This window comes from Rhizobium sp. SRI_017 (assembly GCF_057586295.1).
The window spans coordinates 129,962-145,908 of sequence record NZ_JBYCZP010000005.1; the positions used below are offsets into that span (position 1 = coordinate 129,962).

General features: G+C 61.1%; 12 protein-coding genes and 1 pseudogene. 7 read left to right on the top strand and 6 right to left on the bottom strand.

Annotation, left to right across the window (positions count from 1 at the left end):
- The first annotated feature begins 94 nt into the window (after window positions 1–94).
- From AC2YI2_RS13375 to AC2YI2_RS13385, 3 genes are all read left to right on the top strand, one after another.
- Window positions 95–1,117, top strand: coding sequence for a LacI family DNA-binding transcriptional regulator (locus AC2YI2_RS13375; RefSeq protein ID WP_487386971.1), 1,023 nt, complete (start codon window positions 95–97; stop codon window positions 1,115–1,117).
- A 20-nt stretch (window positions 1,118–1,137) separates the two neighbouring features.
- The gene (locus AC2YI2_RS13380; protein ID WP_487386972.1) at window positions 1,138–2,088 is read left to right on the top strand and encodes a 2-hydroxyacid dehydrogenase; all 951 of its coding nucleotides are present in this window, start codon (window positions 1,138–1,140) and stop codon (window positions 2,086–2,088) included.
- A gap of 125 nt (window positions 2,089–2,213) precedes the next feature.
- Window positions 2,214–2,618, top strand: coding sequence for a hypothetical protein (locus tag AC2YI2_RS13385; protein WP_487386973.1), 405 nt, complete (start codon window positions 2,214–2,216; stop codon window positions 2,616–2,618).
- 23 nt (window positions 2,619–2,641) lie between these two features.
- On the opposite strand, the gene AC2YI2_RS13390 is transcribed toward AC2YI2_RS13385, so the two are convergent.
- Together AC2YI2_RS13390 and AC2YI2_RS13395 are read right to left on the bottom strand one after the other, a co-directional pair.
- A complete protein-coding gene (locus AC2YI2_RS13390; protein WP_487387244.1) occupies window positions 2,642–4,189 on the bottom strand; it encodes a DHA2 family efflux MFS transporter permease subunit in 1,548 nt (515 codons plus the stop codon).
- A gap of 220 nt (window positions 4,190–4,409) precedes the next feature.
- Window positions 4,410–5,618, bottom strand: coding sequence for an HlyD family secretion protein (locus AC2YI2_RS13395; protein WP_487386974.1), 1,209 nt, complete (start codon window positions 5,616–5,618; stop codon window positions 4,410–4,412).
- 143 nt (window positions 5,619–5,761) lie between these two features.
- Between AC2YI2_RS13395 and AC2YI2_RS13400 the strand changes: the two genes are divergently transcribed.
- The 3 genes from AC2YI2_RS13400 (at window position 5,762) to lysS (ending at window position 9,522) form a co-directional block, all read left to right on the top strand.
- Window positions 5,762–6,445: a TetR/AcrR family transcriptional regulator gene (locus AC2YI2_RS13400; RefSeq protein WP_487386975.1), complete on the top strand. Its 684-nt coding sequence runs from the start codon at window positions 5,762–5,764 to the stop codon at window positions 6,443–6,445.
- Between the two features lie 106 nt (window positions 6,446–6,551).
- The gene (gene gltX, locus AC2YI2_RS13405) at window positions 6,552–8,000 is read left to right on the top strand and encodes a glutamate--tRNA ligase (RefSeq protein WP_487386976.1); all 1,449 of its coding nucleotides are present in this window, start codon (window positions 6,552–6,554) and stop codon (window positions 7,998–8,000) included.
- Window positions 8,001–8,019: 19 nt separating this feature from the next.
- A complete protein-coding gene (gene lysS, locus AC2YI2_RS13410; protein ID WP_487386977.1) occupies window positions 8,020–9,522 on the top strand; it encodes a lysine--tRNA ligase in 1,503 nt (500 codons plus the stop codon).
- Window positions 9,523–9,559: 37 nt separating this feature from the next.
- Here the strand turns inward: lysS and AC2YI2_RS13415 are convergent, their stop codons facing one another.
- The 4 genes from AC2YI2_RS13415 to AC2YI2_RS13430 form a co-directional block, all read right to left on the bottom strand.
- Complete coding sequence (locus AC2YI2_RS13415) at window positions 9,560–10,759, bottom strand: hypothetical protein (RefSeq protein ID WP_487386978.1); 1,200 nt, start codon at window positions 10,757–10,759, stop codon at window positions 9,560–9,562.
- Between the two features lie 97 nt (window positions 10,760–10,856).
- Complete coding sequence (locus AC2YI2_RS13420) at window positions 10,857–12,749, bottom strand: methyl-accepting chemotaxis protein (RefSeq protein ID WP_487386979.1); 1,893 nt, start codon at window positions 12,747–12,749, stop codon at window positions 10,857–10,859.
- 10 nt (window positions 12,750–12,759) lie between these two features.
- Window positions 12,760–13,755 carry a cytochrome-c peroxidase gene (locus AC2YI2_RS13425; protein WP_487386980.1) on the bottom strand — a complete coding sequence of 332 codons (996 nt, stop codon included), beginning with the start codon at window positions 13,753–13,755 and terminating at the stop codon, window positions 12,760–12,762.
- Between the two features lie 216 nt (window positions 13,756–13,971).
- Window positions 13,972–14,163, bottom strand: coding sequence for a hypothetical protein (locus tag AC2YI2_RS13430; protein WP_487386981.1), 192 nt, complete (start codon window positions 14,161–14,163; stop codon window positions 13,972–13,974).
- Window positions 14,164–14,324: 161 nt separating this feature from the next.
- On the opposite strand from AC2YI2_RS13430, the pseudogene amaB reads away from it, so the two are divergent.
- Window positions 14,325–15,868, top strand: a pseudogene (gene amaB / locus AC2YI2_RS13435) (L-piperidine-6-carboxylate dehydrogenase).
- Window positions 15,869–15,947 lie beyond the last annotated feature (79 nt).

Here is a 15,947-nt window from a genome sequence, read left to right on the forward strand (position 1 = left end):
AGGGTTGTTGCGGGCGTCGAAGAATGTCGCTACTCAATCGATTTAGGGAGAGGCGGGAGCCGGCATCGGCCGGAGTTCCGCAACGGGAGGCTCGATGGCCCAGAAAGTGAAACTGTCCACGATTGCCGAGACGCTGGGGGTTTCTACCGCCACCGTGTCGCTTGCGCTTCGGGACAGTCCGCTCGTGGCTACGACGACCCGCGACAGAATCAAGGAGCAGGCGCGTGCGCTCGGTTACATCTATAACCGCCGTGCGGCCAGCCTGCGCACCTCTCGCTCCGGCATCATCGGCGTCGTGGTTCACGACATCATGAACCCGTTCTATGGCGAAATCCTGAAAGCCATCGAGAGCGAGCTCGACCGCAGCCAGCACACCTTCATTCTCTCCAACCACTACGATTCCGTCGAAAAGCAGCGGAATTTTCTCGAGACCATGCTGCAGCTTGGCGGCGACGGCATCATCATCTCCCCGGCGATCGGTACCCCTCCCGGGGATATCGAACTCGCCGAGGAAAATGGCATGCCGCTGATCCTCGTTGCCCGCACCATCGAGGGCGTCACGCTGCCGGCCTATCGCGGCGATGACAGCTACGGTATTTCGCTCGCCACCAATCATCTGATCTCACTTGGTCACAAAGTCATCGCGATGATCGGCGGTACCGACCAGACCTCGACCGGCCGCGACCGCTACCAGGGCTATGTCAACGCCCTGCAGAAGGCGGGCATGACGGTTCTGCCGGAACTGCGCATCCCCGGGCCGCGTACCCGCGAGGGTGGCTTCGAGGCAGCAGTGCATTTCCTGTCGCTGCCGCAAAGGCCGACGGCGGCCGTCTGCTGGAACGATCTCGTCGCGATCGGCCTCATGAACGGCATCCAGCGCGCGGGCCTCGTGCCTGGCGTCGACATTTCTGTCACCGGCTACGACGATCTCGAAGAGGCAGCGATCGCCACGCCGGCGCTGACCACAGTCTGGAACGGTCAGTCCGAGGTGGGTCGGATGGCGGCACGGGCGCTGCTCGATCGCCTTGCCGGCAGCCACGAGCCGGACGGACTCCATCTCATCAAGCCGGAAATGCGCATTCGCCAGTCCACCGGCCCCGTGAAACCCCGGAAATGAAACTCTGAGACGGTAATCCAATGACCACTCTGCTCCTCATCGGCAAGGTAAATCCGCGCGTTCGCGAAAGGCTCGCGGGCCGATTCGACATCATGGAACTGCCGAGCGCCAAGGCGGAAGACATCACGCCTGACATGGCGGCAAAAGTCGTGGGCACGGCGTCGTTCAACGCCATGCCGGCATCGATCATGGACGCGTTGCCCAATCTCAAGATCATCGCCAATTTCGGCGTCGGCTATGATGGCGTCGACGTCGGGCACGCCGCGTCGAAGGGCATCATTGTCACCAACACGCCCGACGTGCTCGACGAGGAAGTGGCCGATACCACCATCGGGCTGCTGCTCAATACACTGCGGCTGTTCCCACGCGCCGAGAATTACATGCGCGAAGGGCGCTGGGTGAAGGAGGGCGCCTTTCCGCTCTCGCCGCTGACGCTGCGCGGCCGGCATATCGGCATGTATGGCATGGGCCGCATCGGGCAGCAGATCGCGCACCGGCTCGAAGCCTTCAACGTCAAGATCAGCTATCACACGCGCTCGGCCAAGGCTGAGATCGCCTATGATTATTACCCGTCACTCAAGGCGCTCGCGACCGCTGTCGATACGCTGATCTGCATCGTGCCAAAAACGCCCGAGACACGACAGACGGTGAACAGGGAAATCCTCGAAGTGCTCGGCGCCAGTGGCGTGATGATCAATGTCGGCCGCGGCTGGACAGTGCATGAGGACGATCTTGCCGACGCGCTTGAGCGCAAGGTGATCGCGGGCGCCGGCCTCGATGTCTTCGAAGTCGAGCCCTGCCTGCCGGAGCGGCTGATGAAATTCGATAATGTCTCGCTGCTGCCGCATGTCGCCTCAGCGTCGGTGGCCACCCGCAATGCCATGGCGGACCTCGTGGCCGACAACCTGATCTCCTGGTTCGAGCAGGGCAAGCCGGTCACACCGGTGCCGGAGACGCCTTTCAAGGGCTGAAGCGTTTACACTCGAGCTGAAACGCTCCGATTCACACGCGTTTGCAATCCGTTAACCATGACGCAAGCTTTGCGGCGCATCATGCCGGCATCGATCGATGCTTGGGTGATGTGAAGGAGCGGAGAATGGCAATTCGCGAACTTCTGGCGGCCGTGTTTGCGGTCGGCGGTCCACTCTGGTGGTTTTCGCCGGCGCATGACGTCCAGCCCGACCCGCTAACGACCGCGTCTGTCACTACGACGGGCGAGCGTGAATTTACCGTATCCAACATGCAGAGCCGCACAGTTTGCCTCATAAGCCGAGGCACAATGACCACGCATCGCTCCAGCAGCGTGATTGCCGGCGAGGATTGCATGGCTGTTTGGCCCGGCTTGGAGCGGGTGCGCAACTGGACTGACAATGGCGACGGCACGTTCCAACTGACCGATGGCAGCGGCGAGCAGATTCTGTCGCTCGGGCTCGGGGATGGCGTAGCCTATGAGTCGCTCGAGCCGGCCGATGCCTCGATTGCGCTGACCGCGGCAAACTGACAGCGGCAAGACCCCTTCGATCCTTAATGACCTCCGCCACCGCCGCCAGCGGCCTTGGGTTTCCTGAGAAGTGTCGTCATCAGCACGAGCGACGCGAACAGCATCGTCAGGATCAGGAACACATCCATGAAGGACAACAGCGACGCCTGCTGGTGAACCATGCCCGATATCTGCTTGATCGCGATCGTACTGCCATCCATGCCATGCGAGGCGAAATTGGCCGTCAGGTTGTCGATCATGCTGGTCGCGGCCGGGTTCGCCGCGTTCACATGTTCGGCAAGCTGTGAATAGTGGATCTGGCTCTGCCGGGTCAGCAATGTGTTGATGATCGCCAGCCCCACGGCGCCGCCGAGGTTTCGGGTTAGATTGAACAGACCCGAGGCCGATCGGATTTTGTCGACCGGCAGCGTACCCAGCGCGACGTTGTTGATCGGCACCATGGCGAGCATCATCGACGAGCCGCGCAGGATCTGCGGGACCAACAGTTCCCAGAAATCCCAGTCCGCCGTGATGTGGCTCATCATCCAGGTGCCTGTCGCAAAGCCGGTGAAGCCGATCGCCATCATGACGCGCGGGTCGAGCTTGTTCGACAGGATGCCGGCGATCGGCGCGGTCAGGAACATGGCCAGACCCGAGACGAACATGGTTTCGCCGATCATCAGGGCGTCGTAGCCGCGGATCCGGCCGAGATAGAGCGGATAGAGATAGGTCAGGCCGTAGAGGCCGATGCCCATGACGAAGGAGAACAGCGAGCCGAAGGCGAAGTTTCTGTTGTTGAAAGCGCGCAAGTCGACGATCGGGAAGGATGCCGTGAAGACCCGGTAGAAGAAGGCGGTTCCGCCAAGCAGGGCTGCGAGGCCGGTATAGATGATGATCTCATCCTCGAACCAGCCCTTGATATTGCCCTCCTCGAGGAAGTATTCGAGCGAGCCGAGGAAGATCGCCATATAGGCGAGGCCAAACCAGTCGAACTTCTTCATCAGACTCAGTTCCGGCTTGTCGAAATCGATCAGGAACCAGGTCGCGGTGGCGACGAGGATGCCGGGAATGACGTTGATCAGGAACAGCCAGTGCCAGGAGAAGGCTGCGGTAAGGTAGCCACCGACGGTGGGGCCGATCGTCGGGGCCAGCGTTGCGACGAGGCCGATGATTGGCGACACGATCGCGCGCTTGGAGGGCGGGAAGATGATGAAGGCGGCCGCGAAGACCGACGGGATCATGCCGCCGCCGATGAAACCCTGGATCGCGCGGTAGACGATCATCTGGTCGATATTGGTGGCGGTCGCGGCCAGCGCGCTGGCGGCGGTGAAGCCCGCGGCGGAGACCGAGAACAGCACGCGGGTGGATAACACCCGGGCGAGCGTGCCCGAGAGCGGAATCATGATGACTTCGGCGATCAGGTAGGAGGTCTGAACCCACGCGACTTCATCATTGCTCGCGGACAAGCCCGCCTGGATGTCGGCCAGGGAGGCCGAGACGATCTGGATATCGAGGATCGCCATGAACATGCCGAAGACCATGGCGAAGAAGGCCAGGACCTCACGGGTGGTGACGACCCGCTCGCCCGGCATGCCGGTGGCCGCCGGCGCATTGGTAGGGACTGGAACCCGATCGGCAGTGGTTGTGGCCATAGTGGCCTCCTCTCACCGTCGTGCAGGCGGTGTTGAACAAACAATGTGGACGCTCGCCGCCGCTGACATTCACAGAGGGGGACCCATGAGGTCGGTGTCAGGCCATCGCCTTATCGACCATCGAATGCGTCGTGTCAGTGTGGACGACGAGCGCCGTTGCTTACTTCTTCGCCAGGCGCACAGCTTCCGCATTGCCGGTGCGGCTATCGACTTCGACGACAACGGAGAGGCCGGCGCGCAGATGACCGCTTTCGAGCACCGATTTCGGCAGCGCGATCCGGACAGGCAGGCGCTGGATCACCTTGGTGAAATTGCCCGTGGCATTTTCCGGCGGCAGCAGCGAGAAGACCGACCCGGAGGCCGGCGAGATCGACTCGACGGTGCCTTCGATGACATGATCTTCCAGCGCGTCGATCTCGACCTTGACCTTGGCGCCCGGCTTGATGCCGGCAACCTGGGTCTCCTTGAAGTTCGCCTCGATATAGAGGTTCTCGATCGGAACGAGGGCGGCAAGGCGCTGGCCGGGCGACACGAGATCGCCGTCCTGGACGGCGAGGTTGCCGACGACGCCGTTGAACGGAGCCTTGAGGATCGTGAAGGACAGATCGCGCTCGGCCTTGGCCTTCTGCAACTGGAGCGAATGGATCTGGCTCTCGGCCTCGGCGCGCTGGGCGGTCACGACGGCGATATTGGCTTGCGCGGACGCGATGGCCGAGTCGGCGCCGGCGAGGTTCGCCTTGGCCTGATCGTAGGCGACCTGGGCATTGTCGAGATCGGCGCGGACACCGGCCTTCTTCGTGGCGAGATCCTGCTGACGGGCGAGCGTGATCTCGGCGCCGCGGACGGTGGCCTCGAGTGCGGTCTTCTGAGCCTCGGTCTGGGTGACTGCCGACTTCGCTGCCGCAATCTGGGCGTCATAGCGGGCCAGCGTCAGCTTCTGCGTCGCGATCTGCGCGTCGGCCTGCTCTGCGGCGATCTTGTAGTCGCCATTGTCGAGCGTCACGAGCGTATCGCCGGCCTTGACGTGCTGGTTGGCCAACACATTGACCTTGGCGACATAGCCGGTGACCTTGGGCGAAATGTTGGTGATGTCGCCCTCTACATAGGCGTCATCGGTCGAGATCATGAAGCGACCGTCGATCCAGTACTGGTGGCCGTAATAGGCGCCGCCTGCGAGCGCGCCCAGGGCGACAACCGAAAGAATGAGCTTGCGGACGATACCTCTCTTTTTCGGCTGTGCCTCGACGGTGACGGCTGCAGGAGAAGCAGCGGGGGCTTCCATCTTGATCGGAGCCTCGCCCACCGCATCCGCTTCCATATCGTCTTCGACCGCGTGCACTGCCGCGACCTTGCTTGCTGATCTTGCCATTTTATGAATGCCCCGCTTTTCAGCGAATGATTAATCGAACCGAACGGTTCAGTTCGAATTGACTTAATCCCTTTTATGGCCCATATCAAGAGGCAATCGAACCGATCGGTTCGAATAGCGTTAATTTGGGGAAAACAACCAAGATGAGCGATCTCACCGAGACCGCCGCAATCGACGAATGTCGCAAGGACGGGCTTGGCGGTCGTCCGGCGGCCGGGGAAGACCCGGTCAAGCGCGAACAGATCCTGGACGGTGCCATGCGCATTTTCATGCGCCAGGGCTTTGACGCCTCCAGCATGAACGACATTACCCGCGAGGCGGGTGTGTCGAAAGGCACGCTCTATGTCTATTTCAAGAACAAGGAAGACCTGTTCGCTGCGATCATACAGCGCAAGAAGTCACTTGTTTTCGAAAAATTGCGGGAAATTGTTGCGGCGCATAAGCCCGTGGCGGAGACGCTTTACGAGTTCGGCGTCACATTCGCCATCCAAATTCTGTCTGATGATGCCATCAGGGGACAGCGCATTGTGATCGGTGTGATCGACCGGATGCCGGAGCTGGCTGACAGCTTTTTCAAGTTCGGACCGAATACCGGGCCGGCGCTGCTTGCCAACTATCTCACGCGGCAGGTCGAACTCGGCCGGCTGAAGCCGATCGAGGATACGATGCATACGTCACGCCAGCTTGGCGACCTCTGTGTCGCCGGTCTTTACCGTCCGCGCCTGTTCGGCGAGATGCAGGAGCCGCCGTCCCGCGAGAAGGTCGAGCGCAATGTCGAATGGGCGGTCCGGCTGTTCCTCAATTCCTACGGTGTCGAGCAGGCCTGAAGGCCAGCTTTTCCTTGACGCGCTAATCTGAATATGGCCTAAGGCTGCCCCAACAAAAGGGTGGCCTTTCGGCTGTTCCCAGACCCCTCCGACTGGATTCAAGAAAATGACTGCTTCCGGCGTTCGCGTCCGCATTGCACCTTCCCCGACCGGCGAGCCGCATGTCGGCACCGCCTATATCGCGCTGTTCAACTATCTCTTCGCGCTGAAACATGGTGGCGAATTCATCCTGCGCATCGAGGATACCGACGCCACGCGCTCGACCCCGGAATTTGAGCAGAAGGTGCTGGATGCGCTGAAATGGACGGGCCTGAAATGGAGCGAAGGCCCCGATGTCGGCGGCCCCTATGGCCCGTATCGTCAGTCCGACCGCAAGCATATCTATGGCGAATATGTCGAGAAGATCGTGGCGGCCGGCCACGGCTTCCGCTGCTTCTGCACGCCCGAGCGTCTGGAAGAGATGCGCGCCGGCCAGCGCGCCGCCGGCAAGCAGCCGAAATATGACGGCAAATGCCTCAACCTCTCCGCCGAGGAAGTCACCACCCGCATGGCTGCGGGCGAGGCGACCGTCGTGCGCATGAAGATCCCGACCGAAGGCGCCTGCAAGTTCCATGACGGCGTCTATGGCGATGTCGAAATCCCTTGGGATTCCGTCGACATGCAGGTCCTGCTCAAGGCCGACGGCATGCCGACCTATCACATGGCGAACGTCGTCGACGACTACCTGATGAAGATCACCCATGTGGCGCGCGGCGAGGAATGGCTGGCCTCGGTGCCGAAGCATATCCTGATCTACCAGTATCTCGGTCTCGAGCCGCCGGTCTTCATGCATCTCTCGCTGATGCGCAATGCCGACAAGTCGAAGCTCTCCAAGCGCAAGAACCCGACCTCGATCTCCTATTATTCGGCGCTCGGCTACCTGCCTGAAGCGCTAATGAACTTCCTCGGCCTGTTCTTCATCCAGATCGCCGAAGGCGAGGAGATGATGACGATGCAGGAACTGGCGCAGAAATTCGATCCGGACAACCTTTCCAAGGCCGGCGCGATCTTCGACGTACAGAAGCTCGACTGGCTGAACGGCCGCTGGCTGCGCGAGAAGCTCACACCCGATGAATTCGTCATGCGCGTGCTCGAATGGGCCGGCGAAAATTCGCGGCTTGTCGAAGGCCTCAAGTTGGCCCATTCGCGTGTCGGAAAGCTCGGCGAACTGCCGCCGCTCGCCGGTTTCCTGCTGTCGTCGGATGTCGGCCTGACGCCGGCATCCTTCGCGGGCATCAAGGCGCCGCCGGCAGAGACGCTGGAGATCCTCGAGACGGTGCAGGCCGATCTCGAAAAGATCCTCGAATGGAATGTCGAGACGATCGAAGCCGAGTTGCGCGCCATCGGCGACCGTATGGGCAAGAAGCTGAAGGTGATCGTTGGCCCGCTCTTCATCGCGATGTCCGGCAGCCAGCGCTCGCTGCCGCTGTTCGATTCCATGGCTTTGCTCGGCCGCTCCGTCGTCCGCCAGCGGCTGAAAGTCGCCGCCGCAGTCGTGAAGTCGATGGCCGTCTGAGACCCGTAAGAGATTGATGATGACGAACGAAAAGAAGCCCGAAGCCGCCGCCCTTTCCTCCGACGCCGCGGAAGTCCGTGCCCAGAAGCTCGCGATCCTGCGCGAGAAGGTTGGCGACGTCTACCCCGCCCATTTCCACCGCACGATCACCAATGCGGACCTCGCCGAGAAGTACAAGGATCTGGCCGACGACACGGAAACGCAGGATATCGTGACCGTTGCCGGCCGCGTCTATTCCTCGCGCAATTCCGGCATGTTCATGGATATCCATGACGCCTCGGGCAAGATCCAGATTTTTTCCCACAAGGAGGTGACGCCGGAAGCCGCGCGCGACCTGCTCTCGCTGATCGATATCGGCGACATCATCGGCGTGACCGGTGCTGTGCGCCGCACCAAGCGCGGCGAACTCTCGATCAATGCGCATGAGATCACCATGCTCACCAAGTCGCTGCTGCCGATGCCAGAGAAGTGGCACGGCGTCTCCGACATCGAGATCCGCTATCGCAAGCGCCATCTCGACATCATGACCAACGAGGAGTCCAAGCTCCGCTTCCAGCAACGTTCGAAGATCGTCTCCGGCATCCGCCGCTTCATGGAAAATGACGGTTTCATGGAAATCGAGACGCCGATGCTGCATTCGGTCTATGGCGGCGCCACCGCCGAACCGTTCAAGACCCATCACAACACCCTGAAGCTCGATATGTATCTCCGCATCGCGCCCGAGCTTTATCTCAAGCGTACCTTGGTCTCGGCGCTGACCGACAAGGTCTTCGAGATCAACCGCAACTTCCGCAATGAAGGCGTCTCCACCCGACACAATCCCGAATTCACGATGATGGAGTGCTACTGGGCCTATGCCGACTACGAGGACATCATGGACCTCGTAGAGCGGCTGTTCGCCGAGCTGGCCACATCGATCCACGGCACGACGGAATTCCCCTATGGCGACAAACAAATCTCCTTCAAGGGTCCGTTCCGACGCGTGCCGATGCCGGATGCTGTCAAGGACGTGACCGGCATCGACTTCCTCGCGATCAAGACTGACGAGGAAGCCCGCGCCGCTGCCAAGGCTGCCGGCTTCGAGGTCGAGAAGGATTGGACCTGGGGCGAGTGCCTTGCTTTCATCTTCGAGGAGAAGGTCGAGCCGACGCTGATCCAGCCGTCCCACGTCACGCATTTCCCGAAGGATATCTCGCCTTTCGCCAAGGAAGTGCCGGGTGAACCGCGGCTGGTCGAGCGCTTCGAGACCTACTGCAACACCTGGGAACTGGGCAATGCCTTCTCGGAGCTCAACGATCCCGTCGAGCAGCGCGCGCGCATGGTCGAGCAGCTCCAGCAGGCGCATGCCCGCGGCGAGAAGGACAAGCAACTCGACGAGGAGTTCCTCGATGCGATCGACCAGGGCATGCCCCCGGCCGGTGGCCTCGGCATCGGCGTCGACCGCCTGATCATGCTGCTGACGAACGCACCGTCTATCCGCGATGTGATCCTCTTCCCGGCCCGCCGCAGCAAAGCGGACTAATCAGGGATGGGCGGGGCGCCTCAGGCTTCCTGGGGAGCTAGTCACCGACGGGCATGCTGACCTCTGCATGCTCGTCAGCCTTTCGCTTCTTCGGCTGAACGTGGTCTTCCGAAGCCGCATCTGCCGCCTTCTCGGCCGCGTCATGACTCTCAGTTTTAGCGGCTGGCTCGTGACCCTCAGTCTGGGCCTGATCTTCGGGCTTCGCTTCCTCTGTCACGGCGGATTTGTCGCCATGAGCATCGGCCGGTTGCGCGGCCGTATCATGGCCATCGGCCTTCGCCGCCGGCTCATGGCTCTCAGCCGCAGCCTTGGCGTCATCGGCAGGCTTGGCTTCATGATCGACAGCGATCTTCTCGCCTGGATCTTCCGCAGTCGCATCCGCTGGTTCTTCGGCGACGGCATGACTATTGTCGGTTGCCGGCGGGTGTTCGTCGGCTGGCTTTTCGTCACCGCCACCCAGGCCCACCATACTCAGCATGCTGTCGACGAAGGATTGCTCCTTGGCCGGCTGATCGCCATCCGCCGTTTCGTCGGCGCCCTCCTTGGCGGGCTCTTCGCCGGGATCCTCTGCCGGCTTGACCTGTTGTTCTTCCTTCTTGCCGTGATCGGCGGACTTCTGGTCCTTCTTGCCGTTTGGCTTGGCCTCGGCATCCTCGGTCTTTTCCGGGCTGATGCAATCGGGCTTCTCCTCGACGCTGCGCATGGCGGTCATCATGGCGCCGATTTCGTCGATGTCGACGACCACCTTGTCGCCATAGTAGCGGCCCGCATCGCTGACCGGCCCTTCGTAGTAGCTCGCCATGGCGGGCGATTTCATTTCAGAGAGGGCGTCAGGCTTCAGCGCGATCAGCACTTCGGCGCCGATCGAGCGCCCGCGCATCTGCGAGCGCAGGGTGGGGCCGTGCGAGTCGAGCACGCTGACGTGAATAAGGTCGACGGTATTCTTCTTGGCAAGCAGCCCGGCAATGCGCAACGCCGTGCGGACGCGGTCGGGGCCGCTGGCATTTTCCATGCGGATGAAGCGGCGGAGCCAGAGGCGGTTCGTCGGTGTCTTGAGCACCATGGTCTGCACGTCGGTGCATTCGCCGCCGATTGTGCTTCCGGCGCTCTCCAGTCCGAATTCGGAGCTTTTAAAGAAGAGGGCGGCCGCGCTAGTTCCACCCAGAAGCACGGTGATGCCGAGCGTGATGATCAGGAGCTTCCGGGATAGCCGGAGCTTGGGAAGGCCGATTTTCAAGACGCGATACCCCACCGGACTGGGACCGAAACCGGTCGCTAGGGTTAACTATATCCAACCGCCGGTTTCGGAAGATTTAACATCGGCCTTTGCATTTTCATGCCACGCGACGGGCTTGCACTTCGTCGTTGGGCAGGCGGAAGAGGCTGACGATCTCGCGCAATGTGCGCATTTCGCGGCTGGTCTCGTCGGACGACTGGGTCAGGTTACTGACCAAGTGCATATTGTCGGTAATCAACTGGTCGAGACTGCGCATCGCGGCCGTGAGCTGGTTGAGGTTTTCGCTCTGGCTGGTACTGTCGGCTGCGATCTCGTTCGACAGCGCGCTGATCGAGGTGATCGACCCAACGATGTGCGAAAACTGCTCCGTCGCCTTGCGGACCAGGTCCGCACCCTGCTTCACTTCTACCGAACTTCTTTCGATCAGTGCCTTCACTTCATTGGAAGCCTGGGCAGTCTTCTGTGCCAGCAACCGTACTTCTGTGGCGACCACTGCAAATCCCTTGCCGGACTCGCCGGCACGCGCCGCTTCGACGCCGGCATTGAGTGCGAGCAGGTTGGTCTGGAAGGCGATGTCCTCGATGACGCCGATGATGTCGGAGATCTTGCTCGCCGAGTCAGTGATCTGACCCATGGCTGTCTGCGCGCCCTGCATGACCTCGCTGCCGGTGCCGGCAATGACGCTGGTTTGACGAACGACGCTGGAAGTTTCGCCGGCCCGCTTGGCGTTCTGGCTGACCGTCGAGGCGACCGTAGCCGTCGTCGCATTGGTTTGCTGTACGGTCGCAGCCTGCGTCGAGAAGCGGTTATTGAGCTGTTGCGTGCCGGAATGGATCTCGTCGCTTGCCGCGCTGACCTGATGGCAGGCATTCGACAGGCGGGAAATCACGCCGGAGAGATGCTCGGTGACTGAGTTGGCGTTGTGCTGAAGCTTGGCAAAGGCACCCTTGTGGTGGCCTTCGAAACGAACCGTTAGGTCGGCTGCGGCGAGGGAGGAAAGCACGCGGCTCGTCTCCTCGATGCCACCCTCGAAGCTCTCCACCAGCGCATTGAGGCTGGAGGCGAGCGCCTGATTTTCCCGTCGGCTGAAGGGGCCCGTGATCCGGCCGGAGAAGTCGCCATTGGTGGCGCGTTCCACGGCTTCGGCCATCTGAAGCTGGAGGAGAGCTGCTTCGGAGGTGAGCGCCGAGAGATCGCTGTTTTGACTGCGTGTCGAGGATTCGAGTTCCTCTCGGGCGATAGCGTTGTCCTTGAAAACAGCGAGTGCCGCGATCATCGCCTTGATCTCGCTGGCGCCGCGGCGGGCGGGAATCGTGACATTCAGCTGGCCGCCGGACAGTTCTCCCATGATGCGGGTGATGCGGGCAATGGGGCCTACGATGCGTTGCGTGATGATCAACAGCACCAGAATGCCGACGATGGCACCGATCGCGCCATAAGTGAGTTCGGTTCGAAGCGAGTTCTGAAGTGAGGCACCTGCCCGGGCAACGGCCTCGGACGCCGCAGTTGAAACAAGACCGTCGATCAGTTCGATCTGCTTGTGGACAGATTGCTGGCCGCGCCCGAGAAGCTCCTCCGTCGGGACTTCCGCGGAAGGGTCAAGGCCGAGCACGATACGGGCATCCTTTCGCCATGTCTCATAGCGGCCGGAAAGTTCCGTCGCCGCGGCGGTGACATCAGGGGAGAGCGAGGTCGCGCTGAACTTTGCGAGCGTCGTGCGCGCCGCGTCGTCGGCAGCGTCGAAATCCTTCTTCACCGTGTCGGCCGAAATGAAGTTCGTCATGTCCAGCACGCCGTCCACGACAGCGGATGCATCCTGGAATTCGCCGGCTATCTGGCTCGACAGCGCGCGTGCTTCCATCGCGGAACGGACGACCTTCTCGACATGGATCTGGCCCTCAATGGACTGCCAGCCGATGTGACCGGCAACGCCGAGGCCGCCGGCTATGGCGAGGAACATGGGGAGAAGAAATTGAAGCCTGATGGACATGGTCGCCTCCTCAGTTCGGCAGCGTCGGCAGGGGTGTGTCCTGCTTTTCGGCGGTCAGGGTGTTGAGGAAGGCGATCAGGTCATTGCGTTCACTTTCCTCGAGGCTGAACGGCAACATGAATTCGGAAAGAGAAGGCCGGTTGATGCCGCCGGACTCGTAATGCATCAGGACCGAGGTCAGGTCGGGTATCGATCCGTTGTGCATGAAGGGTGCACGATAGGCGGTGTTGCGGAGACCCGGCGTCTTGAAGGCATGGAGAGCCTTGGGATTTTTCGGCTCCAACTTCGCCCGGCCTATATCCTCTGTGTCGAGGCCGATGTCGTGGAACTTGTTATCGGTGAAGTTCCAGCCGGCGTGACAGCTTGAACACATTGCCTTGCCGGTGAAGAGTTCGAAGCCGCGCTTGGCCGAATCGTTGATCGCGGTCTCGTCGCCGTCGACCCAGCGGTCAAAGGGTGACCAGCCGGAAACCACGGTCCGTTCATAGGTAGCGATGGCAGTCAGCAGATTGTCCTGCGTGATGCCGGAGCCCGGGAAAACCTGATTGAACCACTTGTCGTAATCGGGGACGGCCTTGAGATTATCCACGATCTCATCGAGCTTGCCATTCATCTCGGCTGCGGCGGTGATCGGACCAGCCGCTTGTTCTTCGAGCGACGCGGCACGCCCATCCCAGAAATTCGGCGTCACCCAGGCGGCGTTGAGCACCGTTGGAGCCTGGCGACCGAGGCGCGTATTGGCCGCACCCACGGGTGTTTCGACCGGCGTCTCGAATCCGAAAGAAGGATTGTGGCAGGTGGCGCAGTTCATGTTCTTGTTGCCAGAGAGTCTCGGGTCGAAGAACAGCATCTTTCCCAGCGTCGCGAGCTGTGGGGAATAGGCTGTAACCTTGGCAAAGGGAATGGTAAGCGGGCGCTTATAGTCGCTCTTGTCGGCCGCGGCGACTGCGATAGGATAGAGAACTATGGCAATAGACACTGCAAGGAATGGTACTCTTGATCTCATCTGCCTTAGCTCCGGACGTTTATCTAAGGGAGCTGGCTGTTATCCTGTCTCGCCACTCTTCCCAGAGTGCGAATATTAACCATAACACATTAATAATATCTAAAATGGAATATACTGCTTCCAGTTGAACTGGACGCATGCGCAATATACAACCGAAAATATACTTGAGTCGCGCAATCCGAATAACAACAATTTGGGAAAGGTGTCACCGATTTTCTACCGGCAGACTCGCACTTTGCGGACGACAACTTTGCCGTTCATGCCGCTGACGACGACCTTGCGCATTACGCAGTTGTTGCCGGGACGCTTCTGATACCAGCCACGTTTGTTCCATCCGGCTTCGCTGGCGGTGGTCGTCGCGCCAAGTGCAAGCGACATGAAGATCAGGATGGATGCGAACTTTCTCATATTCCCCTCGGACTTTTCCCAAGACCGTTTGTTGAACTAGCCTCTCTTTTAGATTCTTCTCGTTTCACAGGCTGTTCCTATGGAAACAGAGGCGAAATCGCTTGCCTTGAATGCCTGCCTCGGCCAAAAGGGCACAAATTCCAGAAAATCGTGAGAATGACATGAGCAGCGCCATTTCCAGCCTGATCAAGGAAACCGTGGACCTGATGAATGCCCTCGGTGTGCAAGAGGCTCTCTACTCCGGCGGCACGCTGCCGGCACGGTCGGCCATATCGGGCGAGATCCTCGCCAGAGTGCCGGAGCAGGACGCGAAAGCAGCGAACGAGGCGATCGCCACCTCGCAGGCCGCTTTCCGGGCCTGGCGCAACGTGCCTGCACCGAAGCGCGGCGAACTCATTCGTCTGCTTGGCGAGGAACTGCGGGCGCACAAGACCGAGCTTGGCCGTCTCGTCTCGATCGAGGTCGGCAAGATCGTTTCCGAAGGCCTCGGCGAGGTGCAGGAGATGATCGACATCTGCGACTTCGCCGTCGGTCTCTCGCGCCAGCTTACCGGTCTCACCATTGCCACCGAGCGCCCGGATCACCGCATGATGGAGACCTGGCATCCGCTCGGCACGGTGCTGATCATCTCCGCCTTCAATTTCCCGGTCGCCGTCTGGTCCTGGAATGCCGCGCTCGCTCTGATCGCCGGCAATGCCATCATCTGGAAGCCATCGGAAAAGGCGCCGCTCACAGCGCTCGCCACGCAGGCCCTGCTGGAGCGCGCCATTGCCCGTTTCGAGGCCGACGGTGGGACGGCACCGAAGGGCCTGTCGCAGGTCGTCATGGGCGACCGCGCGATCGGCGAAGTACTGGTCGACCACAAGGATGTGGCGCTGGTTTCCGCAACCGGCTCGACCCGCATGGGCCGTGAGGTCGGTCCGCGCGTCGCCGCCCGTTTCGGCCGCTCGATCCTCGAACTCGGCGGCAACAATGCCGCGATCGTGGCACCGTCCGCCGATCTCGACCTCACGCTTCGAGGCGTGGCCTTCGCCGCCATGGGCACGGCGGGCCAGCGCTGCACATCGCTACGCCGCCTCTTCGTCCACGAAAGCATCTACGACACGCTCGTACCGCGCCTCGTGAAGGCTTATGGCTCGGTCAAGGTCGGCAACCCGCTGGAGACCGGTACGCTGGTCGGTCCGCTGATCGACAAGGGCGCTTACGACCGGATGCAATCCGCGCTGGACGGTGCGCGAAGGCCGCCGGTGGCAAGGTGCATGGCGGGGAGAAGGTCGACCTGTCCGCCCCCGGCGACAGCGTCTACGTCCGTCCTGCAATCGTAGAAATGCCGAAGCAGTCCGGCCCGATGGTGGACGAAACTTTCGCGCCGATCCTCTATGTCGTGCGCTATTCGGATTTCGATGCGGTGCTTGCCGAGCACAATGATGTGCCGCAGGGCCTGTCATCCTCGATATTCACCAATGACATGCGCGAGGCAGAGACCTTCCTCTCGGTCAAAGGCTCGGATTGCGGCATCGCCAACGTCAATATCGGTCCCTCCGGCGCCGAAATCGGCGGCGCATTCGGGGGCGAAAAGGAAACCGGCGGCGGCCGCGAATCCGGTTCGGATGCCTGGAAAGGGTACATGCGGCGGGCGACGAATACGATCAATTATGGTCGGACACTGCCGCTGGCGCAGGGCGTGAAGTTCGACGTGGAGTGAGGCTTCGAATGAACGTGGCGGCTATGCCACGGTCAGCGGCTCGGCAGTTGATTTGATACTGAGTGCCTTCAGCACCTAT

Bases quoted from the DNA above. Each gene is read 5' to 3' on its own strand.
- lysS (WP_487386977.1), top strand. From the start codon at position 8,020: ATGACGAACGAAAAGAAGCCCGAAGCCGCCGCCCTTTCCTCCGACGCC.
- AC2YI2_RS13395 (WP_487386974.1), bottom strand. From the start codon at position 5,618: ATGGCAAGATCAGCAAGCAAGGTCGCGGCAGTGCACGCGGTCGAAGAC.
- AC2YI2_RS13420 (WP_487386979.1), bottom strand. From the start codon at position 12,749: ATGTCCATCAGGCTTCAATTTCTTCTCCCCATGTTCCTCGCCATAGCC.
- AC2YI2_RS13375 (WP_487386971.1), top strand. From the start codon at position 95: ATGGCCCAGAAAGTGAAACTGTCCACGATTGCCGAGACGCTGGGGGTT.
- AC2YI2_RS13425 (WP_487386980.1), bottom strand. From the start codon at position 13,755: ATGAGATCAAGAGTACCATTCCTTGCAGTGTCTATTGCCATAGTTCTC.
- gltX (WP_487386976.1), top strand. From the start codon at position 6,552: ATGACTGCTTCCGGCGTTCGCGTCCGCATTGCACCTTCCCCGACCGGC.
- AC2YI2_RS13400 (WP_487386975.1), top strand. From the start codon at position 5,762: ATGAGCGATCTCACCGAGACCGCCGCAATCGACGAATGTCGCAAGGAC.
- AC2YI2_RS13385 (WP_487386973.1), top strand. From the start codon at position 2,214: ATGGCAATTCGCGAACTTCTGGCGGCCGTGTTTGCGGTCGGCGGTCCA.
- AC2YI2_RS13380 (WP_487386972.1), top strand. From the start codon at position 1,138: ATGACCACTCTGCTCCTCATCGGCAAGGTAAATCCGCGCGTTCGCGAA.
- AC2YI2_RS13390 (WP_487387244.1), bottom strand. From the start codon at position 4,189: ATGCCGGGCGAGCGGGTCGTCACCACCCGTGAGGTCCTGGCCTTCTTC.
- AC2YI2_RS13430 (WP_487386981.1), bottom strand. From the start codon at position 14,163: ATGAGAAAGTTCGCATCCATCCTGATCTTCATGTCGCTTGCACTTGGC.